At 58.3% G+C, this 23,409-nt stretch carries 22 protein-coding genes and 1 pseudogene; 14 read left to right on the top strand and 9 right to left on the bottom strand.

Going from position 1 to position 23,409, the window contains the following annotated elements; genetic code table 11:
- Positions 1–63 precede the first annotated feature (63 nt).
- The 8 genes and pseudogenes from IEW17_RS18790 to IEW17_RS18755 form a co-directional block, all read left to right on the top strand.
- Positions 64–414 (top strand): annotated as a pseudogene (locus tag IEW17_RS18790) (transposase); the annotation flags it as partial.
- A 73-nt stretch (positions 415–487) separates the two neighbouring features.
- Complete coding sequence (locus tag IEW17_RS18785) at positions 488–694, top strand: hypothetical protein (RefSeq protein WP_109654994.1); 207 nt, start codon at positions 488–490, stop codon at positions 692–694.
- 32 nt (positions 695–726) lie between these two features.
- A complete protein-coding gene (locus IEW17_RS18780) occupies positions 727–1,539 on the top strand; it encodes a hypothetical protein (RefSeq protein ID WP_188563601.1) in 813 nt (270 codons plus the stop codon).
- A 392-nt stretch (positions 1,540–1,931) separates the two neighbouring features.
- Positions 1,932–3,980, top strand: coding sequence for a BatA domain-containing protein (locus IEW17_RS18775; RefSeq protein WP_188563600.1), 2,049 nt, complete (start codon positions 1,932–1,934; stop codon positions 3,978–3,980).
- A gap of 78 nt (positions 3,981–4,058) precedes the next feature.
- Positions 4,059–4,616: a DUF4199 domain-containing protein gene (locus tag IEW17_RS18770; RefSeq protein WP_188563599.1), complete on the top strand. Its 558-nt coding sequence runs from the start codon at positions 4,059–4,061 to the stop codon at positions 4,614–4,616.
- A gap of 44 nt (positions 4,617–4,660) precedes the next feature.
- Positions 4,661–5,188: a DUF4199 domain-containing protein gene (locus IEW17_RS18765; RefSeq protein WP_188563598.1), complete on the top strand. Its 528-nt coding sequence runs from the start codon at positions 4,661–4,663 to the stop codon at positions 5,186–5,188.
- Between the two features lie 19 nt (positions 5,189–5,207).
- Positions 5,208–6,158, top strand: coding sequence for a glycosyltransferase family 2 protein (locus IEW17_RS18760; RefSeq protein ID WP_373286174.1), 951 nt, complete (start codon positions 5,208–5,210; stop codon positions 6,156–6,158).
- 90 nt (positions 6,159–6,248) lie between these two features.
- Entirely contained in the window at positions 6,249–7,376 is a 1,128-nt protein-coding gene (locus IEW17_RS18755) for a glycosyltransferase (protein WP_188563597.1), read from the top strand.
- Between the two features lie 113 nt (positions 7,377–7,489).
- Here IEW17_RS18755 and IEW17_RS18750 read toward each other — a convergent pair whose 3' ends face one another.
- Both IEW17_RS18750 and purB read right to left on the bottom strand, forming a co-directional pair.
- The gene (locus IEW17_RS18750) at positions 7,490–8,581 is read right to left on the bottom strand and encodes a glycosyltransferase family 9 protein (RefSeq protein WP_188563596.1); all 1,092 of its coding nucleotides are present in this window, start codon (positions 8,579–8,581) and stop codon (positions 7,490–7,492) included.
- A 147-nt stretch (positions 8,582–8,728) separates the two neighbouring features.
- Entirely contained in the window at positions 8,729–10,102 is a 1,374-nt protein-coding gene (gene purB, locus IEW17_RS18745) for an adenylosuccinate lyase (protein ID WP_188563595.1), read from the bottom strand.
- Between the two features lie 162 nt (positions 10,103–10,264).
- Here purB and IEW17_RS18740 point away from each other — a divergent pair, with 162 nt between their 5' ends.
- Complete coding sequence (locus IEW17_RS18740; RefSeq protein WP_188563594.1) at positions 10,265–12,394, top strand: transglycosylase domain-containing protein; 2,130 nt, start codon at positions 10,265–10,267, stop codon at positions 12,392–12,394.
- Between the two features lie 171 nt (positions 12,395–12,565).
- On the opposite strand, the gene IEW17_RS18735 is transcribed toward IEW17_RS18740, so the two are convergent.
- From IEW17_RS18735 to hemG, 4 genes are all read right to left on the bottom strand, one after another.
- Positions 12,566–12,724 carry a T9SS type A sorting domain-containing protein gene (locus tag IEW17_RS18735; RefSeq protein WP_262891854.1) on the bottom strand — a complete coding sequence of 53 codons (159 nt, stop codon included), beginning with the start codon at positions 12,722–12,724 and terminating at the stop codon, positions 12,566–12,568.
- A gap of 40 nt (positions 12,725–12,764) precedes the next feature.
- Positions 12,765–13,685: a TerC family protein gene (locus tag IEW17_RS18730; protein WP_188563592.1), complete on the bottom strand. Its 921-nt coding sequence runs from the start codon at positions 13,683–13,685 to the stop codon at positions 12,765–12,767.
- 81 nt (positions 13,686–13,766) lie between these two features.
- Entirely contained in the window at positions 13,767–14,507 is a 741-nt protein-coding gene (locus tag IEW17_RS18725; protein WP_188563591.1) for a polyprenol monophosphomannose synthase, read from the bottom strand.
- Between the two features lie 143 nt (positions 14,508–14,650).
- Positions 14,651–15,985: a protoporphyrinogen oxidase gene (gene hemG, locus IEW17_RS18720; protein ID WP_188563590.1), complete on the bottom strand. Its 1,335-nt coding sequence runs from the start codon at positions 15,983–15,985 to the stop codon at positions 14,651–14,653.
- A 52-nt stretch (positions 15,986–16,037) separates the two neighbouring features.
- Between hemG and IEW17_RS18715 the strand changes: the two genes are divergently transcribed.
- Positions 16,038–16,553 carry a D-glycero-alpha-D-manno-heptose-1,7-bisphosphate 7-phosphatase gene (locus tag IEW17_RS18715; RefSeq protein ID WP_188563589.1) on the top strand — a complete coding sequence of 172 codons (516 nt, stop codon included), beginning with the start codon at positions 16,038–16,040 and terminating at the stop codon, positions 16,551–16,553.
- Between the two features lie 215 nt (positions 16,554–16,768).
- Here IEW17_RS18715 and IEW17_RS18710 read toward each other — a convergent pair whose 3' ends face one another.
- Both IEW17_RS18710 and IEW17_RS18705 read right to left on the bottom strand, forming a co-directional pair.
- Positions 16,769–16,924, bottom strand: a complete 156-nt coding sequence (locus IEW17_RS18710) for a hypothetical protein (protein WP_188563588.1) — start codon at positions 16,922–16,924, stop codon at positions 16,769–16,771.
- Positions 16,925–17,020: 96 nt separating this feature from the next.
- A complete protein-coding gene (locus tag IEW17_RS18705; RefSeq protein ID WP_188563587.1) occupies positions 17,021–18,427 on the bottom strand; it encodes a type III PLP-dependent enzyme domain-containing protein in 1,407 nt (468 codons plus the stop codon).
- A gap of 309 nt (positions 18,428–18,736) precedes the next feature.
- Between IEW17_RS18705 and IEW17_RS18700 the strand changes: the two genes are divergently transcribed.
- The 4 genes from IEW17_RS18700 to IEW17_RS18690 all read left to right on the top strand — a co-directional run bounded on the left by IEW17_RS18700 (position 18,737) and on the right by IEW17_RS18690 (position 22,673).
- On the top strand, positions 18,737–19,711 hold the full coding sequence (locus tag IEW17_RS18700) for an arginase (protein ID WP_188563586.1): 975 nt from the start codon (positions 18,737–18,739) through the stop codon (positions 19,709–19,711).
- Between the two features lie 39 nt (positions 19,712–19,750).
- Positions 19,751–20,167: a hypothetical protein gene (locus tag IEW17_RS18695; RefSeq protein WP_188563585.1), complete on the top strand. Its 417-nt coding sequence runs from the start codon at positions 19,751–19,753 to the stop codon at positions 20,165–20,167.
- Between the two features lie 186 nt (positions 20,168–20,353).
- A complete protein-coding gene (locus IEW17_RS21290; RefSeq protein ID WP_262891853.1) occupies positions 20,354–20,485 on the top strand; it encodes a hypothetical protein in 132 nt (43 codons plus the stop codon).
- A gap of 139 nt (positions 20,486–20,624) precedes the next feature.
- Positions 20,625–22,673, top strand: a complete 2,049-nt coding sequence (locus tag IEW17_RS18690) for a HelD family protein (RefSeq protein WP_188563584.1) — start codon at positions 20,625–20,627, stop codon at positions 22,671–22,673.
- Positions 22,674–22,855: 182 nt separating this feature from the next.
- Here the strand turns inward: IEW17_RS18690 and IEW17_RS18685 are convergent, their stop codons facing one another.
- The gene (locus tag IEW17_RS18685) at positions 22,856–23,305 is read right to left on the bottom strand and encodes a hypothetical protein (RefSeq protein WP_229749133.1); all 450 of its coding nucleotides are present in this window, start codon (positions 23,303–23,305) and stop codon (positions 22,856–22,858) included.
- Positions 23,306–23,409 lie beyond the last annotated feature (104 nt).

Genomic DNA, 23,409 nt, shown 5'->3' with positions numbered 1-23,409 from the left:
ATATAACTTTCGGGTCAAAATAGCGGAGGTATCCATCTTGCAAAATTAACTCAAACAGCTTCTAAGGATTGCAAATTGAAACTCTTCCGCGTACGGGTGTCCACCCACCGGACGGATTACCTCGTGACCAACGAGGCGGAGCCCCGCGACATGGCCGCTGCCGAACAAGAAAGCAGCGTCCGCTGGACGATTGAGCAGTTTCACCGTGAACTCAAGCAACTCACCGGCGTGCAGGCCTGCCAGTGTCGGCTGGCCCGCAGCCAACGCAACCACATCGCCCTGGCCGTGCGGGCCTGGACCCGCCTCAAACAAGTCGCTTACCAGACCCAACAGACGGTTTATCAACTCAAACAAGGCTTTTTGGATGCGTACATGAGATATGAATTAATCAAACCAGCCCTGGCTTTTGCGTAAGTCCTAAAGGGGTGTAATTCAAAACTACGCGTTGGGGTGGTAACTTGGGGTATTCACTACCTGCTTATCCCCAATGACGAAAGAAGCCTACCTGGCGCTGGCCGCCGCCCAATACGACGAGTTGCGCGCTATCGGCCAGGAGCCGGATTTTTACACGCTGGAAGAGAAGTTTGACCAGTTGTGGACAGCCCTGGGGCGTTCGGTGCTGGAACAGACGCTGGGGCCGGTGCCGGCCAACAAGCAAAAAAAAACAGTGTCCAGACCCGGTTCGGGCGCGTAGCCATCGCCAAAACCAACCCGTTCAGCGCCCCGGTGCTGGGCTCGCGCACCAGCCCCTACCTGCAGGCCAAACTCGTGTTGCTGGCCGCTGAGCACGTCTTTGCCCAGGTGCCGCCGCTGGTCGAATCGCTGCTGGGCATCCGCGTGAGCACGACCCAGGTTTACCGCCGCACCCAGGCCGCCGCCCAGGCCCTGCCCGCTGCCGGCCTGGATGCGCCCTGCCCGGGGGTGAGCGCCGGGCCGGGGCCGGTCTACGGCATGGTCGACGGCTCGATGCTTTTCACCGACACGGGCTGGCAGGAGGTGAAAGTGGGTCGCGTCTTCCAGCACAGCGCCCCGGCCAGTGCCCCGGCCAGTGCCCCGGCCAGTGCCCCGGCCAGTGCCCCGGTCGGGGAGACCGGCCCGTCCCAATACGTGGCCCAGCGGGGCCCCTTTGCCACCTTTACCCAACGCTTTGAGCGCGTGCTGCCACCCGACGCGCACGCCGACCAAGTATTTGTCACCGACGGGGCGCAGTGGATTCACCACTGGCTACAAGCATCCTATCCCCACGCCACGCACATCCTGGACTTCTACCACGTGGCCGAAAAGCTCGCCGCCGCCGCCCAGGCTGCCAATGCGCCCGCCCCCTGGCTGCCCGCCCCATACGCCCGCCTCTGGGCCGGCCAGAGTCCGGCCGTGGAACGGGCCCTGGCGGCCTTACCCGGCCTGGCGGCTCCGCTGGCCGCCCAACTTGTCTCCTACCTGCGCACCAACCGCGCCCGCCTGCGCTACGACCTGTTCCGCCAACGCGGGCTGCTCTGCGGCAGCGGGCCCGTCGAGGCCGCCCATCGCACCCTGCTCTAGGTGCGCCTCAAACGAAGCGGTCAGCGCTGGTCCAATGGCGGACTCGACCGGCTCGTACGCTTACGCTCGGCACTGAAAATCCCTCAAATGAACTTGCTCACGGACCTGTTTAAAAAACCAACCGCGTAGTTTTGAATTACACCCGTCCTAAAGTTAATAAATTACTCATATTGAGGTTTATAACCAAGAATTACACACGGTAGATTTCTCGCAGAAATTCGCAGCGGGAAAAATGCGGAGATTCACAGAGGTCAGATAAGAAAATCTGCGAACTTCTGCGAGAAAGAGCACCCGTAAGCCGATTGCGTAAGTCCCGATAACGTAAGTCTCTTAATCTGTTTGTAAACTTACGGGTGATGAGTGTCCCACTTGGTGCATTACAGAGAGTACCTATGAAATTATTACACCCTTGGTTTTTATTTGGATTGGCGGCAATTGCTATCCCGATTGCCATCCATTTGTTGCAGTTACGCAAGCCAAAGCGTTTGCTGTTTACCAATACTGCTTTTATAAAAGAAGTCTCTTTGGTGACGATGCAGCACCGACGGCTACAGCATTTATTGATAATGCTGGCTCGCGTTTTTACTCTTTGTGCACTGGTACTGATGTTTTGTCAACCTTTCGTCCCGGCTACAAGGCTTATTGATGTAAGTGCTGGCGGCGTGGTCGTAGATAATTCATTTAGCATGCAGGTGAATGGGAACACCCAATCTTCTTTGTTTCAGGAGGGCATTTCAATGGCTCAAAGTTTAGAAGCTGGTGGTAGGGCTGACACACGATTGAAATTGCTGAATTCTGGGAAAAGGGTTGATAATAAGGTTTCATATAAGGTTGCTTTAGATGAACTGAAGTTAGACGCGCAAGCCGATGCTGCTAAAAGCTTAGTCAACACGAGCAATACTCAACTTTATCTACTGTCTGATTTTCAAAAAAGCGCTTTTAATTCAAAGGTATTTGAAGGCTTGGATAGCAAGCGGACGGTGGTGCTGGTGCCGGTGAAGGGCAAGGAAACAGCAAATGTCTATGTGGACAGCGTTTGGGTTGATGATGCATTTGTGCGTTTGCGGACGAATTTGAGTTTACATATCCGGATGCGGAATGGAGGTAGTGTTGAATTGAGCGACTGTCCGGTGAAAGTGTTTTTGACTGGAAAGCAGGTTGCGGCCTTTCGCGTGAGACTTGCGGCTGGCGAGGTGGCTACTTCAGTGGTGCAGGTGCAGGTGAGTGATACTTTGGTCGCATTGGGGCGGGTTGTGACCGAGGATGCGCCGGTGACGTTTGACAACACGTATTATTTCACCTTGCAACCCGCTACCAATATCAATATTTTGGAAATTGGAGCGGAACTAGTTGCTCAACAACTGTATGCAAATGAGTCACTTTTTAACTACACCTATACCAGACCTGAGCGGTTAGATTATGGGGTGTTGAGGCAAGCTAACTTGGTATTGGTGCGTGGCCTGACAATAGTTGATGCGGGCTTACGCGAGGCTTTGCGGGCGGTGGTCCAGCGTGGGGGAAGCGTGGTAGTGGTACCGTCGCCGCTGGTTGGTGCTCACGCTTCATACCAGCAACTGTTTAGGGATTTGGGGTTGGGAACGGTGCAGTGGGAGGCTGCGGCTGCTGTTCCGGAACTGCGAAACGTGGCTATGCCGAACGCACAAGAGCCGTTCTTCCGGGATGTATTCGGGGCACGCCAACGAGCGGTGACGATGCCCCGAGTGGCGCCGGTGTTGCGGTGGGCGCGCACGGGGAAAGACATTTTGCGCTTGCAGGATGGCGAAAGCTATTTGGCTGGTTTTGGAAGCGGTGCGGGCCAAGTGTACGTCTTTTCAGCCCCGTTTGAAAAGGCCTATTCGGACTTTAGCACGCATGCGTTGTTTGTGCCGGTGATGTACCGGATGGCCATGCTGAGCTACCGAAACGAGCAATTGCCAGCTTACCAGCTTACTCAGAATTCGCTGGCTCTGAAATTGCCGGTGGAGCCAACCCAAGCTGCGCGCCGCACCGAGCAAGCCAATGAAACGGGCCTGCGCTTGGTGAAAGACAGCCTGACGCTGATTCCAGCGCAACGGATGGTGGGACAGGAGGTGCAGCTGTCCTTGCCGGAGAGCATGCAGGAACCAGGCTTTTACCAAGTGCGTCGCCAGAATAAAGTACTGACGACGCTGGCATTTAATCAAAGCAAGCAAGAATCGGAACTGGCGGCATATTCGGCTGCCGAATTGCGCCAATTGATTGGGCCTAATCGGCCCAATATCCAGGTGGTGGAAGCCGGTGCCGACGGTGCCGGGTTGGCTCGGTTTGAAGCTGAACAGACTGGGCAGCCACTTTGGCGCTACTGTTTGCTGGCGGCGTTGTTGGGCTTACTAGCGGAGGTATTGTTGGTGCGTTTTGGCTCCCGTCAAACAATTTCGGCTAAAATTAAGCAAGCCGCTTAGCTGGATATCGAGCGGGACAACAACCCGCTGGTAGCAGCCACTGGGCGTATCTTGCGGCTTTAATCGGCACCTTAATTTATGGCTATTTCTTCTGCGGAATCCAATGCGATGGCGGATGCCCCAACTTCGCGTTTGGTAACGCGCCTTGCGCTACGGTTTGGTGTGGGCGCGGGACTGGCCTGCGGCCTGTGGATGCTGGGCCTGCAACTGACTGGTAACAATGGCTTTGGCCCGAAGCAAGTGCTGGCGCAGCTATTGGTGCCATTGGCGGCCTTGACCAGCGAATGGGTATTGCGGAAGAAGCTGCAGCCCGAAAAACCCGGTTTGAGACGCTCGCTGGGTGTGGGCTTGCTGACGGTACTGATTGCGGCCGTAATATCGGCAAGTAGTGTGTTGACTCTGGCCTACGGGGTGGGCGAACCGGCGTTGGCGCGCAACCGAGCCGAAGTGAAGGAAATTGTAATGGCGCAGCAACGCGAAAATCCCAAGGTGATGCGCAGTGAGCAGGAAATTCGGCTGCAGCTGCAGAACGTGGATAACTTAACCGCGAAAGATTTAGCGACCAGTAACTTCGCCGTGGTATTGCTATTTGGGTTGGTGCTGGCGTTGCCGGGCGGCATATTTTTTCGGGAATAATTCAGTTTACCTTTCAGTCTATTTCAACCATTCACCCAACTCCTATGGAAACAAACGCTACTTCTTCGATTACGACCACATCGGTGGGCGTGCGCTACGGCCTTCTTACGGGCGTTATAAGCATTATTTTCTCCTTCATCCTATTTGTGACGCAGACTGACCAATCGCCGGTACGTTGGCTAGGGTTAGTCATTTTGATAGGCGGGATGGTGCTGGCGCACAATGCCTACAAAGCGGCAAATCACGGCTTTATGAATTATTCAGAAGGCCTAGGTATTGGTGCGGTGATGAGCATCATATCGGGAACGCTGTCCACGGCGTTCAGCTTTGTTTACATGAAGTTCATTGACCCCGAGTATATGAGTCGCGTGATGGACACGACGCGGGCGAAAATGGAAGAAAAGGGCGGCATGAGTGACGAGCAGATTGACCAGGCCGTCAGCATGATGCAAAAATTCAGCTCCGGCGGCTGGATGGTGCTATTCGGCATCCTTGGCTCGTTGCTGTTCGGTTTTTTGATTGCACTGGTTGTGTCAGCGATTACCAAAAATTCCAAGCCCGAGTTTGAATAAATCACCTGCTATTTTTCCGGTGGAAATTTCCATCGTGATTCCGCTGCTGAACGAAGCAGAATCGTTGCCTGAGCTAACGCGCTGGATTGCGCGGGTGCTACAGGCCAACGGGCTGACGTATGAGTTGATTCTGATTGACGATGGCTCGACGGATGATTCCTGGGCCGTGATGGAAGCGCTGGCCGTGGACGACGCCACCCTGCGTGGCATTCGCTTCAATCGGAACTATGGCAAGTCGGCGGCGCTGAATGTGGGCTTTGAGGCGGCCCGGGGCCGCGTGATTTGCACCATGGACGCTGATTTGCAGGATTCGCCCGAGGAATTGCCCGAGCTGTACCGCATGATTGTGGAGGACAAATATGACCTGGTGAGCGGCTGGAAGCAGAAGCGGTTTGACCCGCTGACCAAAACCATCCCGACTAAGCTTTTTAATGGGGCGACGCGGTGGATATCGGGCATTCAACTGCACGATTTCAACTGCGGACTAAAATCATACGACCAGCGGGTGGTGAAAAGCATTGAGGTGTACGGCGAAATGCACCGCTACATTCCCGTGATTGCGAAATGGAACGGGTTTCGTAAAATTGGGGAGAAGGTGGTGCAGCACCAAGAGCGTAAATACGGCGTGACCAAATTTGGGCTGGAGCGGTTTGTTTACGGCTTCCTGGATTTGGCCAGCATCACGTTTGTGAGCCGGTTCAGAAGGCGGCCGATGCACTTCTTTGGGACGCTAGGGAGCTTATCGTTCTTTGTGGGGATACTGCTCACGCTGTGGGTGGTGGGCGAGAAGGTGTGGCTTTCGCTGCACAACCTGCGGGCCCGTAACGTGACGGACCAGCCCCTTTTTTTTCTGGCCCTGACGGCTGTAATTATTGGGGTGATGCTGTTTCTGTCGGGTTTTCTGGCTGAAATGGTGCAGCTGAACGGGCCGCGCCGCAACGATTATCTGGTGCGGGAAAAGCTTAATTAAATTCATTTAACATTTATCAATTAACATTTAACGGCAGTGCAGTTTGTTGCCGTCCGATTGTTAAATGTTGATTGATAAATGTTAAATGAAATGAAAGTCGTAATAATTGGGCCAGCGTATCCGTTGCGAGGCGGCCTGGCCACCTATAATGAACGGTTGGCGCGGGCATTTCACGAAGCCGGCGACGAGGTGCGCATCGTGACGTTTTCGCTGCAATACCCGGACTTTCTATTTCCGGGGCAAACGCAGTTCAGTACTGAGCCTGGGCCCACTGATTTGGCTATCGAAGTGAGCCTGAATTCGGTGAACCCGGTTTCCTGGGTGCGAGTGGGGCGGAAATTGCGGCGGGAACGGCCCGATTTAGTGGTTTTTCGGTTCTGGCTGCCCGTTATGGGGCCGGCGCTGGGCACGGTGGCGCGGCTGGTGCGCGGCAACGGGCACACCCGCGTGGTGGCCATCACCGACAATGTAATTCCGCACGAAAAGCGGCCCGGCGACGGCCCGCTGACACGCTATTTCCTGAGTGCCTGCGATGGATTTGTGACCATGAGCCGCAGCGTGCTGAGCGACTTGCAGCGGCTGGGGTTTGGGCAAAAGCCGGCGCTTTATCGGCCCCATCCGCTGTACGATAATTTCGGCCCTATAAAAGCTAAATCAGCCGCGCTGGCTGCGTTGGGGCTGCCGGCTACGTTGGGATATTTGCTGTTTTTTGGGTTTATCCGGGCCTACAAAGGGCTGGATATTCTGCTGGAAGCTTTCGCGGATACGCGCGTGGCGGCGTTGCCAATTAAGCTCATAATTGCCGGCGAATTTTACGAAGATGCCGCGCCGTATGAAGAGCTAATTAAGCATCATCAATTAGAAAACAAGATAATTAGGGCCACGGATTTTATTCCGAATAACGCCGTGGTAAATTATTTCTGCGCGGCCGATTTAATTATGCAGCCCTACAAAAACGCCACGCAAAGCGGGGTGTCGCAAATTGCCTATCACTTCGAGCGGCCCATGCTGGTGACGGACGTGGGCGGGCTGGCCGAATTAATTCCGAATGGCGTGGTGGGCTACGTGGTGCCGCCCACGCCGGCTGCCATTGCCGATGCCGTGGTCGATTTCTACGCCGGGAAGCGGGAAGAAATGTTCGAAGCTGGCGTGCGGGTGCAGAAAAAGCAGTTTTCCTGGCCGATAATGGTGGCGGCGCTGAAGGAAGTAGCGGGCTAACCTCACCCCCTGACCCCCTCTCCAAAAAAGAGGCGACACCGGCTCGTGAGGACAATTATTAGGACAAGTTCGTCAGGCGCAAACCCGGTGCCCCCTCTTTTTTGGAGAGGGGGTCAGGGGGTGAGGTGACCGGGCACACTTTCGCGCACGGCTTGCAGCACCTTTTCGGCCGGCAAATCTTCCATGCAGCTGGTGCCTAATTTGCAACTGCCGCGATAGAAGCATACGCAGTCCTTATCCGGTCCCACGATTTGGCCCCGGCCGTAGAGGTCGAATTCGTGGGGATTAAAGATGTTATTCATCAGAATAGTGGGCTTGCGCAGCGCGATGCTGATGTGCATGCCCATGGTCACCTGCGTCACAATGCCGTCCATCTGGTTCATCAGGTTGATGAACTGGGGGAGGGGAAAGGTGCCAAGGTAGGCCGCGCCGGTAGTGGCGTGCAGCACGCGGTTGCGGGCATCTTCGGCCTCGCCACCGAGCAGCACGGGGGTGTAGCCGGCCGCTTGCAGGCCCTCGATGAGGGTTATCCACTTGGCGTCGCTCCAGAGGCGGGTGGTCCACCGGTCGCCGCAGCCGGTGTTGAGGCCGATTCGCGGGCGGGCGGGTGGCAGAGCGGCCCAGTTGTAGCCCTTGTCGTCGTGGGTGTCGAACACGTACTCTTCGCCCCGGAAATCGAAGCCGCAGAGCTCAAATATTTCCTGCACGTAGGGCTTGGTGTTGGCCTGGCTCACCTGGTCGAACACGCCGGTGAGGAACTTGTGCTCGGCCAGCGCATTCACGGGCCAGGCCACGCCGTCGTGGGGGCGCAGGGCGTAGCCGTATTTCTCCTTGGCCTCAATGGTGTTCAGCAGAGCGCAGGCTTCCTTCTCCTTATCGAGGTTAATTACCACGTCGAACTGCCGGGCCTGGAGCTGCAGGGCGCTGGCAAAATCGAATTTTAGAATCTCCTCAATCTCCCCCTGCGGCAGGATGGCGGGCGTGAGCGTGAGCCAGGTAATGGCGCAGCCGGGCCGCTCCTGGCGCAGCCGCCGCAGCAGGGGCGTGGTCCGAATAACATCGCCGATGGCTCCGAGCTTGATGATGAGCACCCGTTGCGTCACGGGCGCATACACCGGACAGCTCTCGCACACGTAGCCGTCGGTTTTGTTGGGGCGGCAGGGGAGGTCGCCGCGAAAGTGGCGGCAGTCGGGGTGCAGGGTCACGAGCAGGGGTAAATTACGAGGTGCGAAGGGCCGGATTAGGGGCCAAAGGTAACCGTGCCCGGCGCGGCCGGAAGCTGGCCCGACCAAAAAAGCCCGCCACCATCAACGGATGGGGCGGGCTTGCCGGCAAGTGGGCGGAAACGCACCCTACGCCAGGGGCGGGGTGGGCGGCACCACGGCGGGGGCCCCCGTGTACGTGTGCGGCGTGATGGCGCGTAGTTCAGCCTTCACGCTTGCGCTCACGTCCAGCCCCTCAATAAACGCCCCGATGCTGGCGGCCGAAATGGCTTCGCCGGTGCGGGTGAGGGCTTTGAGGGCGTTGTAGGGGTCGGGGTAGGCTTCTCTTCTCAAGATGGTCTGGATGCCTTCGGCCACCACGGCCCAGTTGGCTTCCAGGTCGCGGTGCAGGGCGGTTTCATCGAGGGCCAGCTTGCCCAGGCCGCGCTGTAAGGCTCCGAGGGCGATGAGGGCGTGGCCGAGCGGCACGCCCAGGTTGCGCAGCACCGTGGAGTCGGTGAGGTCGCGCTGGAGGCGGGAGATGGGCAGCTTGGCAGCAAAGTGTTCAAGCAGCGCATTGGCCACGCCAAAATTGCCTTCGGCATTCTCAAAATCGATGGGGTTCACCTTGTGCGGCATGGCCGAGGAGCCCACCTCGCCCGCCTTGATGGTTTGCTTGAAGTAGCCAAGCGAGATGTACTGCCAGACGTCGCGGGCCAGGTCGAGTAGGATGGTATTGAGGCGTTTGAGGGCGTCGCAATGGGCCGCGAGGTGGTCGTAGTGCTCAATCTGGGTGGTGGGGAAGGAGCGGTGCAGGCCCAGCCGGTCGTTCACGAAGGTGGTGGCGAAGGCGTGCCAGTCGGTGGCCGGGTAGGCCACGTAGTGGGCGTTGAAATTGCCGGTGGCCCCGCCAAACTTGGCCCCGAACGGCACCTGGGCCAGCAGCGTCACCTGCGCATCGAGCCGGGCCACAAACACCTCAATTTCCTTGCCCAGCCGGGTGGGCGAGGCGGGCTGGCCGTGGGTGCGGGCCAGCATGGGAATGGCCTGCCATTCCTGCGCGCGGGCAGCCAGGGCGTTGCGCACCTGGGCGTAGGCGGGCAGCAGCACGCCCATCAGCGCATCCCGGAAGCTGAGCGGAATGGCGGTGTTGTTGATGTCCTGCGAAGTGAGGCCGAAGTGAATAAATTCGACGAATGCGCCAAGGCCCAATCGGGTAAACTCGTCGCGCAGCCAGTACTCCACGGCCTTCACGTCGTGGTTAGTCACGGCTTCGTGGGCCTTCACGGCCTCGGCATCGGCCTCCGAGAAGCCTTCGTAGAGCTGGCGCAGCTGCGGAAAAACTCCCGGCGACACCTCCCGCAGCTGGGGTAGCGGCAGCTCGGCCAGGGCGATAAAGTATTCGATTTCGACCAGTACGCGGTAGCGTATCAGGGCCATTTCGGAGAAGCGCGTGGCCAAAGGAGCGGTGGCGCGGGCGTAGCGCCCGTCGAGGGGCGAGAGGGCAAGGAGGGGGCTGGGCATGGAGCAAAAGTACGGGCCGAACGAGCGGCACGGAACGAAAAAATCCCCTCTTTACAAAGAAGAATGAGAGTTGACCGCGGGCCAGTTGTCTTTCGTATTCAGCCTACGCCTTCGTTTTTCTTACCTTTGACGTTGGCTAAGCCGCCCACCTTACTGAGTTCCGTGCAAATATCTCCCTCCACCAAACGACTTCTTATCGGCATTCTGGGCAGCCTGGCTGCGCTGCTGCTGCTGGCATTCGCCGTGTTTCAGTGGAAGCGCCAACAGTTGCTGACCTATGCGCTGGGCGAGGTGAAGGCCAAGGTTGAGCGTAAATATCCGGTTATCCTCACGCTGGGGCCAGCGCGTTTTGCGGGCTTCAAAACCGTGGAAATTGCCGGCTTGAGCCTGGTTCCCAAAGCCGCGCCGACTGATACGCTGCTCACGGCCAAGCTCCTGCAAGCCAGCCTGAGCGTGCGCTCCCTGTTTGCGGGCCGGCCGGTTTTCAGCGGCCTCGAAATTATTACGGCGCGCCTCACGGCCCGCGAATCGGCTACATCCGACAACTACGGCTTTCTGGTAAAAAAACAAAAAGCCAGCACCGTACCCCGCGATACCACCAAGGGCACCAACTACGGTCTGCTGCTGAACCAAGTGCTCGAAACGGCGTTCGACAACGTGCCTGGCGAGGCGCTTTTCAAGGATTTTTACGTCAGCTACCTGGGGCCGCGCCACACGGCGCTGCTGCGCTTGCCCGAGCTCAAGATTGAAGACGGCGACATTTCGGGCCGCCTCACGGCCAGCATCGATTCGGTGGTGAACGAGCTGGGTATCAGCGGGCATATCTCGCCGGGCGACTACGCCCTCACGGCGCGGGTGTTTGGGGTGGGCGGCTCGGTGCAGCTGCCCTACGTGCCGCGCCGCTTCGGGGCGCTGGTGAGTTTCGATACCGTGCTGGTGCGGCTGGATAGCAAGGAGTTCGACGACGACGACACCGGCGGGCACCTCATGGTGCGCGGCTCGCTGGCCGCCCGCAACTTCAGCCTCTACCATCCCAAGCTGGCCTCCAACGAGATTGAGGTGAAGCGCGGGACGTTGGATTTTGTGGCCCGCCTGGGCCGGGGCACGGCCGCGCTCGAAAAAGGCAGCCTGCTGACGGTGAATAAAATCGTGCTGTACCCCGAAATTAGCGTGCGCCTGAAGCCCAGCCGCGCGGTGAGCATCAGCGTGCGCTCGGCTGAAACGGAGGCCAACGACTTTTTCTCATCCCTGCCCACCGGTATTTTCGATGAGGTGCGGGGCACCACCGGCACCGGCACGCTCACCTACCGCATGAGCGGCAGCGTGGACCTGGCCCGCGTCGACAGCCTGAAATTCGATTCCAGCCTGCGGGGCAAGGATTTTAAGCTGACCAGCTTTGGCGAAGAGGACCTGAGTAAGCTGAACACCGCCTTCCGGCACACGGTGTACAACGATAAAGGCGACTCTGTGCGCACCTTCGCCGTGGGGCCCGTCAACCCCGATTTTGTGCCCTACAACCAGGTGTCGTCTTATCTGATTCACGCCATCACGACGGCCGAGGACCCGCGCTTTTTCACGCACAAGGGCTTTATGGAAAAGGCGTTTGTGAAGTCGGCCATTCAAAATATTAAGGAGCGGCGCTTTGCCCGCGGCGGCAGCACCATTTCCATGCAGCTGGTCAAAAACGTGTTTCTGACCCGCCAAAAAACCGTGGCCCGGAAGGTGGAGGAAGCCCTCATTGTGTGGCTGCTCGAAAACACCCGGATGGCCAGCAAGCAGCGCATGTTTGAGGTTTACCTCAACATCATTGAGTGGGGCCCCAGCAAGTACCGCTGGCCCAGCGGCAAGCGCGGGGTGTACGGCGTGAAAGACGCCGCCTTATTCTACTACGGCAAGCGCCCCGCCGAGCTCAACTTGGCCGAAAGCCTGTACCTGGCCAGCATTATTCCCAAGCCGAAATTCGCCCGTTACTCCTTCGATGCCTACGGCGACCTGCGCCGTAGTACCCGCTATTTCTTCCGGCTTATTGCCGATATTATGGCCACCCGGGGCCTTATCACCAACAACGACCGCGAAAGTCTGCCGTACTCACTGCGTCTCAATGGCCCGGCCCGTCAGTACATGTCCTTCGCCACGCGGCCCGATACAACCCGCGTCACGGCAGCCGCTGATTCCAGCCAGTTTGAGCCCCTCAACCTGATTGACCTGCTCAATACCGGGGCCGCCCCCGATGCCGGGGTGAACTCCGGAGCCCCGGCCCCGGATGAAGAGCCTCCGAAAGCCCCCAACTAAACGTAGAAACGCGACCCTTCGCGTTTCCAGGACTGCGCCATTTGGCGAGCTTTCAACGCCGAAGCGCGAAGGGTCGCATCTCTACATCCAGCTTTATATTCCAACTTTAAACAATAAGGGGGCTGCGCCAACCTTGGCGCATCCCCTTTATTGCATTCTGGTGCTGTTGAGTTATTGTACCGCGATGCGGCGCGTAACCATGCCGGTTTCATACGCCACGCGCAGCAGGTAAATACCAGCTGGCAGATGCTCCACGTTCAGACTCAGCTCTGCGGCTTTGCCCACGGGCACGGCCAGCACGAGGCGGCCCAGGGCATCGAGTAATTCAATGAACGTGGGTGCGTGCTGGCGTGAGCAACGCGAACGGAAATCAGGCCGCTTGTTTGGGCCAAATCAATGAGGCCAGCACACTCAGCACAAGCAAGCCGCCCACCACGCCCAGCGCCACGGGCATCGGGATTGCAAAAAAACTTTCAAGTAGGATTTTGGCCCCAATGAACACCAAAATGAGCGAAAGACCGTAGTGCAGGTAGTGAAACAGGCGCATCATGCTGGCCAGGGCAAAGTACATGGCCCGCAGCCCCAGTAGCGCAAACACATTGGATGTGAATACGATGAACGTGTCGCGGGTGATGGCCAGAATGGCGGGAATGGAGTCGGCGGCAAACACCACATCGGTGGTTTCCACCATCACCAGCACTACGAAAAGGGGCGTGGCAAAGCGCACCCCGTCGCGCCGCACAAAGAACTGGTCGCCCTCAATCTGCCGGGTGATGGGCAAGTGGCGGCTGAGAAAGCGTACCACGGGGTTGTGCTCGGGGTCGATTTCGGGCGCGTCGCCGCTCAGGCCCATCTTAACGCCGGTGTACATCAGGAAAGCCCCCAGCAGGTAAATCAGGAAGTGGAACCTGGCCAGCAGCGCCCCGCCCACCAGAATAAATACCGCCCGCAAAATCAATGCGCCCAGCACGCCCCAAAACAAGATGCGGTGCTGGTACTGCGCCGGCACTTTGAAATAGCTGAAAATGAGCAAAAAGACAAAGAGGTTGTCCACGCTCAGGGCTTTTTCTACCAAGTAGCCGGTCAGCCATTGCAGCCCGGCCTGGGGGCCCATGGTGCGGTACACCACGTAGTTGAACGCCAGCGACAGCGCCACCCAAAAGGCACTCCACCCCAAGGCTTCACGCAGTTTAATTTCGTGAGCATTGCGGTTGAAAACCAACAAATCAAGCAGTAGCAGCCCGATAATGAACGTTGTAAAGAGCAGCCAGAACAGGGGCGTGTTTTCCATGCGTAGCGCCAAGATACAGCGGACCAAGTGCGTCTAGCAGCCAGTACTCACGCCGACGCCTGCAAAGACCAGCGGAATGGGCTAGCGCACCACCCGCTTCAGCGGGCGGAACCAGCTGTCTGCTTTCATCTGGAGCACCCCGAAAAAAGCTTCGTGCACAATGCCCGTCGACATTTTGGAGGTGCCCCGGGTGCGGTCGGTGAAAATGATGGGGACTTCCTTGATGCGGAAGCCCAGCTGGTAAGCCAGCCATTTCATCTCAATCTGAAACGCGTAGCCCACAAAATGAATGTTGGCCAGGTCGATGGCCCGCAGCACCCGCGCCGTGTAGCATTTGAAGCCCGCCGTGGCGTCGCTGATGGGCATGCCCGTAATCAGGCGCACGTACCAGGAAGCAAAATATGACATCAGCACCCGTGACATGGGCCAGTTTACCACGTTCACGCCCTGGATGTAGCGTGAGCCCACGGCCAGGTCGTAGCCTTCCAAAGCGCAGGCATCGTGCAGGCGCATTAGGTCGTCGGGGTTGTGCGAGAAGTCGGCGTCCATCTCAAATATGTACTCGTAGCCGTGGCCCAGCGCCCAACGAAAGCCGTGCAGGTAGGCCGTGCCCAGGCCCTGCTTGCCCGCCCGCTCTTCTAGGAAAAGGCGGCCTGGAAACTCGGCCTGTAAGCCGCGCACAATGGCGGCCGTGCCATCGGGCGAGCCGTCGTCGATAATCAATACGTCGAAAGCTCGTGGCAGCGACATCACCTTGCGGATAATCAGCTCCGCATTTTCGCGCTCGTTGTAGGTAGGAATCAGGACGAGGCCTTCGCTCATGGGGTAGTAGTTGAAGCAAAGATAGGCCTTTGCCGCACGAAGCTGCATGAGCACCCAAGCTTCTGAGGCCCTGTTTAGTCAATTAATATCAATAATAACAAATATTGTGATAATTAAAAGACAAACTGATTGAGATTATTATTTTACTGAGCGGCTAGCGCTTCCGCCGTGCGGCGGGCGTGGCGGATGCAGTCGGGCACACTCACGCCGGCGCGCCAGTTGGCCACGGCCACTACGTGCTCGCGAGCCAGGGCATCGGTGGTGGCGTGGGCGGCCATAATCCGGGCATCGTACTGCGGAATGCTGCGCGGCCACAGGTAGCGCCCTTGCCAGCGCGGCGCGCCCGTGATGCCGTAGAATGTACTCAACTCGGCGTGCACGGCGGCTTTCTGCACATCCTCGGGCTGCAGCGCGGCGGCTTCGTACTGCGTGCCGCCCACGAACGTGGTAAACAGCACTTGCCCAGCCGGCACTCGCTGCGGGTAAATGCTGCTAGTCCAGATGGAGCCCGCCGCGTAGGTTCCTTCCACCTTGGGATGCAATGCTCCAAAGCCGTTGAGCGGGTGCGCTACGGCAGCTTGGTCGTAGGCCGAGAACACCACGCTCATGGGCGGGTAGTGCACGGCGGCCAGCGCCGCCGCTGCCTCGGCAAACAACGGTTGCAGCAGCGGCGCGGCGGCGTAGGCCGGTAGGGCCAGGGCCAGGTGCGAGTAGCCGGGCGCAGCGGCCAGGCCCTGGGGGCCACGCAGCTCCAGCTGGTAAGTGCCATCGGTGGCGCGGGAAATAGCCGTGACGGCAGTGCCGGGCTGGTAGCTGGTGAGCCGGGCCGCCAGCGTATCGGTAATGGTCTGCACGCCGCCTTTGAGGGTGATGATGCGACGGCGCGGCGCGGCTTTGCCGGTTTTGGCCAGCCCGCGCAACACCGAGCCGTACTGCTGCTCCAGGGCCGCCAGCTGCGGAAAGGTTTTGTGCAGCAGCAGCTGTTCGGGGTCGCCGGCGTAGATGCCGGCCATGAAGGGATTGACGGCGTAGTCTACGATTTCGGAGCCGAAGCGGCGGCGGAAGAATTGGGCTACAGTTTCGTGGACGTCAATGGGCGCGGCGGGCTGGCGAAATTCTTTCAATAGCTGCCACTTGGCTTTCAGGCTGAAAAAACTGTTGGTGAGCAGGGCGGGGGGGGAGCCGGGCAGCTGGCGGTAGCGCCCGCCGCGCAGCACGTAGCGGTGCTGGCTCACGGCGGCCGACTCCTGAATCTGGTCGGTGAGGCCCAGGTCAGCCAGCAGCTCCTCCAGCTCGGTGCTCAGCTGTAAGGAGTTGGGGCCGGTTTCGAGCAGGTAGCCTTCCGGCGTGGCCCAGGTGTGGAGGTTGCCGCCGGGGCGCGCATCGGCCTCGAACAGCTCGTAGGGTACGCCGGCCTTCTGCAGGTACCAGGCCAGGGTGAGGCCGCTGATGCCGCCGCCGATGATGGCAATTTTCATATCGTAGTGCTGTAGCGCGAACTACAAAGCTCGCGCTACTTTCTTTGTTCTAATGACAACAACCAACAAAGCCATATTTCTGGACCGCGACGGCGTCCTGAACGACGAAATCGGGGACTACGTCTGGAAGCTCGACGACTTCATCGTCAGCCCCGGCGTGCCCGAGAGCCTGGCCCGCCTCAAGGCCGCCGGGTATTATCTCGTGGTCGTTACCAACCAGGCCGGCATCGCCAAAAAGCTCTATACCGCCGCCGAGGTGCACGCCTGCCACGCCAAATTGCAGGATGCCTGCGGCCACTTGCTCGACGCTCTTTATTTCAGCGATGCCCACCCCAGCGTGAGCGACTCTATTCTGCGCAAGCCCGATTCGGGTATGTTCGAGAAAGCCGTAGCCCGCTTCCGCCTCGACCCCGCCCAGTGCTGGATAGTGGGCGACCGGTACCGCGACATGGAAGCTGGGGCCAATATCGGCGTGCGTGGCATTATGGTAGGGGAAACGGAAGCGGTGGATTTCACGCCCCGAGTGGTGGGCTTGCGGGCGGCGACGGATATTATTCTGGGAGCGTAACTACCAATAAAAACGGTCATGCTGAGCGTAGTCGAAGTATCTCGCTCGCATCGTTCAACCGAAGGTCAGCGTTGCCAACGATTGGAGTACTACCCCATGCGAGATGCCTCGGCTGCGCTCGGCATGACGTGCTGTTTTTTTGCCTGAAAAATTCATAAAAAGAGGCCGGCCTCCCATGCGGGAAGCCGGCCTCTTTACTTCAAAACCTGAACGCTCTACTGGTGCGCTGCGGGCGTAGCCGTGCTGGCCATAATCGGCGAGGAAACGCGGTTGGCTTCCTTGGTGCTGCTGTAGGCGGGGCACTTCTGACGGTTGCAGGCACCCAGCGAGAGGGCCGCGAAGCCGGCGGCGAGCAGAACGAACTTTTTCATAATGATATAAAAACGGGTGAGGGATGACGGGGTTGGGCTCCAAAGATAAGCAGTCAGCCCAATATTTTGTTACTATTCCGTAACGCGAAAATTGGATTATTGGTATCCAAGAATCCGCATCATGCTGGCCGCGTCCTGCTCGGGAGCAAAAACCGTGTCAATCAGCGTACCGTCTTCGGCGCGGTCAAGAATAACGTGCTGCGGGGCCGGGATGAGGCAGTGCTTGATGCCGCCGTAGCCGCTCAGGCTCTCCTGATACGCGCCGGTGTGGAAGAAGCCCACGTAGAGCGGCTCGGCATCGGCGGGCTTGCGCTCGGGCAGGAACGTCTGGTAGATATGCTTCTCGGCGTTGTAGTAGTCCTGCGAGTCGCAGGTGAGACCGCCGAGCTGAATCTTCTTGTACGACTTGCTCCAGCCGTTGAGGGCCAGCATGATGAAGCGCTGGTTCAGGGCCCAGGTATCGGGCAGGTTGGTGATGAACGAGCCGTCAATCATGTACCAGAGCTCCTTGTCGTTCTGCAGCTTCTCGTCGAGAATGCTGTAGATGGTGGCCCCGCTTTCGCCCACCGTGAAGATGCCGAACTCGGTAAAAATGTGGGGCTCGGGCACGCCCTCTTCGGCGCAGATGCGCTGGATGGTGCGCAGGATTTCGGCCACCATGTAGGGGTAGTCGTACTCGGCCTGGATGCTGGTTTGGATGGGCAGGCCGCCGCCGATATCAATGGTGGTGAGGGTGGGGCACACCTTGCGCAGCTCGCAGTACTTGTGCACGAAGCGGCTCAGCTCGGTCCAGTAATAGGACGTGTCCTTGATGCCGCTGCTGATGAAGTAGTGCAGCATGGTGAGCTCGAAGCGCGGGTCGTCTTTGATGCGCTGCTCGTAGAGCGGCAGGGCATCGGCGTAGCGAACGCCCAGGCGCGAGGTGTAGAACTGGAAGCGCGGCTCCTCATCGGAAGCTAAGCGCAGGCCCAGCTTGGTTTTGGTGGCCGCCGGCTGCACGTGCGCCAGGTAGTAGTCGATTTCGCTCGGCGAGTCCAGAATCGGAATGCAGTTCACGAAGCCGTCGTTGAGCAGGCCCACTACCTCTCTTTTGTAGTCCTCGGTTTTGAAGCCGTTGCAGATGATGTACTTGCTGCGCTCGAACGCGCCCTGCGCAAACAGCGCCCGGATGATGCTGATGTCGAAGCACGACGAGGTTTCGAGGTCCACGTCGTTTTTCAGGGCTTCTTCGAGTACGAATTTGAAGTGCGACGACTTGGTGCAGTAGGCGTAGGTGTACTTGCCCTGGTAGCCGGTTTCGGCGATGCCGTCGGCAAACCACTGCTTGGCCCGCTGAATCTGGGAGCTGATTTTGGGTAAATACGTGAGGCGCAGCGGGGTGCCGTACTTCGCTACGAGGGCCATCAGGTCGATGTCGTGGAAGCGGAGCTCGTGGTTCTGGACGGTGAAATCGGCCGTGGGAAAATCGAAGGTTTGGGAGATGAGGTCGTGATAAGTATCCATCAGGTGTTGAAAACGGCGGAAAAGCCCGACCTTTGCGGTGGGCAGTACAAAAGTACCGCCGGGGTTAGGATAATAACCGGGGAACTGCTGATTGTTCTCCGGGGGTCCCGCCTCGCATCGTGACGATGGAATATTAGCGACTTGGCTACGTCAGGGCATATCCCCTGACGCAAGGCAGCGTGATTCTAGTGATTAGCGGTTAGTGATTAGTGATTAATTTCTTGGCAACAAGAAAATTAACCGTTAACCACTAATCACTAACCACTAAAAAACGATGCCGCCATCCCGCTATCCCAAAATTCCCGCCCGATGAAACGTATAAAATTACTGGAAGTCCGCTCCGAACTGGGGGCCGGTACGCGCGGCGCAAGCATGGGCCCTGATGCCCTGCGCGTGGCCTGCCTCAACAAAGGCTCCGACTACTTCCGGCGCTTCAACTCAGTGGTGGTGCCGGATTTGAACCACGTGCTCTTCGATAAGAACCACTTCCCCTTCGCCAAGCACATCGACAGCATCTACACCGTGCAGAAGGGCATCGCCAACGCCGTGGAGCAGACCCTGCGCTTCGGCGAGTTTCCGCTGGTGCTGGCTGGCGACCACAGCAGCGCCAACGCCACCATCGCCGGCATCAAGGCCACGTACCCGCACAAAACCCTGGGCGTGGTCTGGATTGACGCTCACGCCGACATTCACTCGCCCTACACCACGCCCAGCGGCAACGTGCACGGCATGCCCCTGGCCGCCGCCCTGGGCCAGGACAACCTGAACCACCAACGCAACCAGCCCGACCCGGAAACCGAATTCTTCTGGCGCCGCCTGCAGGACCTGGGCGAGCCCGGCCCCAAAATGACGCCCGACCACCTGGTGTATGTGGTGGTGCGTGACACCGAAGAGCAGGAAAACGCCATCATCGACCAGCTAGGCATCAAGAACTTCAAGCTCCCCGAGTTCCGCGCCAAAGGCCCGCGCCAGGTGGCCCGCGAGATTTACGAGCAGCTCCGCTTCTGCGACATGGTGTACATTTCCTTCGACGTGGACTCGCTGGATTCGCGCTTCAGCAAGGGCACCGGTACCCCCGTAGAGCTGGGCCTCGACGTGCCCGAAGCCATGGCCCTGTGCCGCGCCCTGCTCGAAAACGACCGGGTGGTGTGCTTTGAGATGGTGGAAATCAACCCCACGCTCGACAGCGAAAACACCATGGCCCGGAATGCCTTCGATATTCTGGAAGTGGCCACCGAGGCCATTGAGCAGCGGCTGCGGCTGAATGAAGTGGTGAGCCGGTAGGGGAGTGGGCGAACTATGGCTTTAAAGGATTAATAGTAAATGGACATCATAAAAATTGGAGTAATAGGTTGGGATGATGGGGATGGGCTGTTACACTACAACATTACCTTATCGAATGGTGAAACAACTACTGAACTATCGATGTACGGGTACGACGACATGTTCAAGCCATTCGGACAGGAGTTGGCCGATTTTCCGCAGAATATCGAGAGCAGGGTAAAATTTAATTCTATTGATGATGACGATTTAACCTGGGATTATCTCCAACTGGAAGTGTTTTGCTATGCACCAAATGGAGCATCTGCAATCCGAATTCAGGTTCGAAATGGCTATGCAGTGCCGCATTACCATCGTTGCGAGTTTTTTGTCCTTACAGAGCCAGCTGTCCTGAACCGACTAGGACAGCAGTTGAAAAGCTGGAATCCGCGAGAGGGAAGTACATTCTTCTATAAGTAAACACTCCCATCAGAACAGCCTTACCGACTGCCTGAAGTAGTTTTAACACACGTTTATCTCTCATGTTGGAGAAAGAAGGTAGGTGTTCATACCACCTGCTTCTTTGAAACCCTGGCTGGTACCGCAGCCAGAGTTTCGTCTTTTAAGGGACTTGCCGAGGTGGAATAATCGTGCGATGCGACGAAGATGGAAGACCAGGGCCGCCAGCTGGTCCGCTTTGAGCAAAATACGATGTCCAGGAATGCCTTCGATATTCTGGAAGTGGCCACCGAGGCGATTGAGCAGCGGCTGCGGCTGAACGAGGTGGTGAGCCGGTAGGGGAGTGGTTCTGGCAAGCGCACCGGGTACGGTTCTGCACCCTGGTTTGCAATGAGCGCAGGAAGTCGTCGGGCAATCGGGCTGCGGCAGACCGAGATTTACGCTGACCTTTGCGGGATATTGCCAAAAGTCGCCCGGAATGAACGCCACCCTACAAGAAGAAAAAGAGTACCTGGAAGAAATAAAGGAGAAGCTCACGCTGGCCATTCGGCGGATTGATGGCAGCGTGAAGCAGTATTCCGACGAGCTGCGGGAGAAGAAGGAGTACATCCACGAGCACCAGTCCGGGATGGACGAGGCCGACATGGTGGCCGCCGACCAGTCCATCAACCGTATGGCGTTTACCGGCGAGGCCGCCGTGGGCCGCAAGCGCAAGCTGCTGAAGCTGGGGCAGTCGCCGTACTTCGGCCGCCTCGATTTCGTGCCCCAGGGCCAGCCGGTCCTGCCGGTGTATATCGGCATGTATTCCTTTATCGAGGAGCGCACGCGCCAAAGCCTCATCTACGATTGGCGGGCACCCATCTCGTCCATGTTCTATGATTTCGAGCCGGGGCCGGCGGCCTTCACCACGCCCTCGGGCGAGATGCGGGGCACCATCGAGCGGAAGCGGCAATACAAAATTCGGGACGGCCGCCTGGAGTTCATGCTCGAAAACGACGTGAACATTCACGACGACGTGCTGCAGCGCGAGCTGGCCAAGTCGTCGGACGACAAGCTGAAGACCATCGTCGCCACCATTCAGCGGGACCAGAACGCGGTGATTCGCAACGACACCGCGTCGGTTATGGTGATTCAGGGGGTGGCCGGCTCGGGCAAAACCTCCATTGCCCTGCACCGCATCGCGTTTCTGCTCTACCGCTACCGCGAGAGCATCGCGGCCAAAGACGTGCTCATCATTTCGCCCAACAAGGTCTTTGCCGACTACATCTCGAACGTGCTGCCCGAGCTGGGCGAAGAGCACATTCCGGAGCTGGGCATGGAGGAGCTGGCCGCCGACCTGCTCGACCACCAGCAGCCGTTCCAGACGTTTTTCGAACAGGTGGCGGCGCTGCTCGAAAACCCCAGCCCCGCCTTCGTCGAGCGCATCCGGTTCAAGTCGTCGTTCGAGTTCCTGGGCCAGCTCAACCAGTACCTGCTGCACGTGGAGAACCACTACTTCACCGTGCGGGAGCTGCGGGTGGGCAGCACCGTGGTGCCGCTGCCGTTTCTGCTGGCCAAGTTCCGGACCCTGCACCGCGTGCCGCTCCTGAAGCGCTTTGCCCTGGTGGCCGAGGAGGTGCGCGCCTACGTGCGCGACGCCACCCGCCGCAAGCTCACCAACCAGGAGAAAGCCACGATTGGGGAGGCCATTCCGCGCATGTTCCGGTTCCACCACGTGCCGGACCTGTACCGGGATTTTTATCGCTGGCTGGGCAAGCCCGAGCTACTGAAGTGGGACCACCAGGGCCAGCGCCTGGAATACGCCGACGTGTTCCCCCTGATTTACCTGCGCCTGCGCCTGGAAGGCCTCACCGCCTACGACCACGTGAAGCACCTGCTGGTAGACGAGATGCAGGACTACACCCCCGTGCAATACGCCGTGCTGGCGCGCTTGTTTGCGTGCCGCAAGACCATTCTGGGCGATGTGAGCCAGACGGTGAACCCCTACAGCGCCTCTTCGGCCGAAACCATTGAGCGCGTTTTTCCGCAAGCCGAAGTCGTGAAGCTGTACCGCAGCTACCGCTCCACCGTCGAGATTACGGCCTTCGCGCAGCGCATCACGCCCAACCCGAACATCCTGCCCCTCGAACGGCACGGGCCGGCGCCGGTGCTGGCGCGCTTTGGCAGCCAGGCTGAGGAGCTGCAGGCCATTCAGGGCCTGGTCAGTACTTTCCGAAGCTCCGGCAATCATTCGCTGGGCATTATCTGCAAAACCCAGCGGCAGGCCACGGCGGCGTATCAGGCGCTGGAAGGCCCCGGGGTGCAGCTGCTCACGGAGGAGTCCACCACCTTCCAGGAGGGCGTCATCATCACCACGGCCCACCTGGCGAAGGGCCTGGAGTTTGATGAGGTGATTGTGCCCTTCGCCTCGGCCCGCACCTACCACACGGAGGTCGACAAAAGCATGCTCTACGTGGCCTGCACCCGCGCCATGCACCAGCTCACGCTGACGTATTCAACGGAATTAACCTCCTTCTTAACGGCTTAATCAAGCCAAGCCTTACCAAAGCTCGCCCACCAAGCACTAGGTCTGGCTGCGTTTTCAGGGCTACACCAAGCTGATTATCCTCGGCCAGGGCAGCCCCAAAGGTGCCGCCGCAAAGCAAGCAGCCTAAGCCGCTGAAGAAACAAAAGCGCCCCGTCAGTAGCTGGCGGGGCGCTTTTGTGAAATTATTGTATGTGGTGAGTGAAATCATAATTCATCCCTTGGCCATGTAGTAGAGCGGGTGGATACCCTTTGAATTGGGTGCGCGGCACCATTTCCTCAATGGTAGGAGTGCCATGCTTCACGCCGTGCAAGGCTTCCGCGTACCGGTAATAAGACATTTTTCTTCCCGCTTTGCCGTTTGCAATGGGATAATTTATATCCTCTTGCAAGGCAATCCAATGGATAACGGTAAATAACTCTTCGAGAGTTAAATCCGACTCGTTGCCTCGGGATGTAGGGACGCGCTGGAGAAGGCCTGGCGAAGGTGCATTCTGCTGATAAGGCAGTGTACTGGCTAACGCGGCAAAATCCAGTGCCCCTTCGATGGCATGTTTCTCTAAAGCAGCTCGTAGGCCATCTACATCCATACCTTGATACGCCGTCTTGTTAACCAAGTCTACTATAATGTTCATGTGCGACAACGGAATGGCCACACCATTTTTAACCAGTTTGAGGTGGTCTAGTTAAACAGGAGAGAATTGGGTGATATTACTAAGTTGTTGTTGGTGAAATTGAT

The organism is Hymenobacter frigidus (genome assembly GCF_014640435.1).
Lineage (GTDB): Bacteria > Bacteroidota > Bacteroidia > Cytophagales > Hymenobacteraceae > Hymenobacter > Hymenobacter frigidus.
This window is presented reverse-complemented; position numbering and strand designations above follow the sequence as displayed.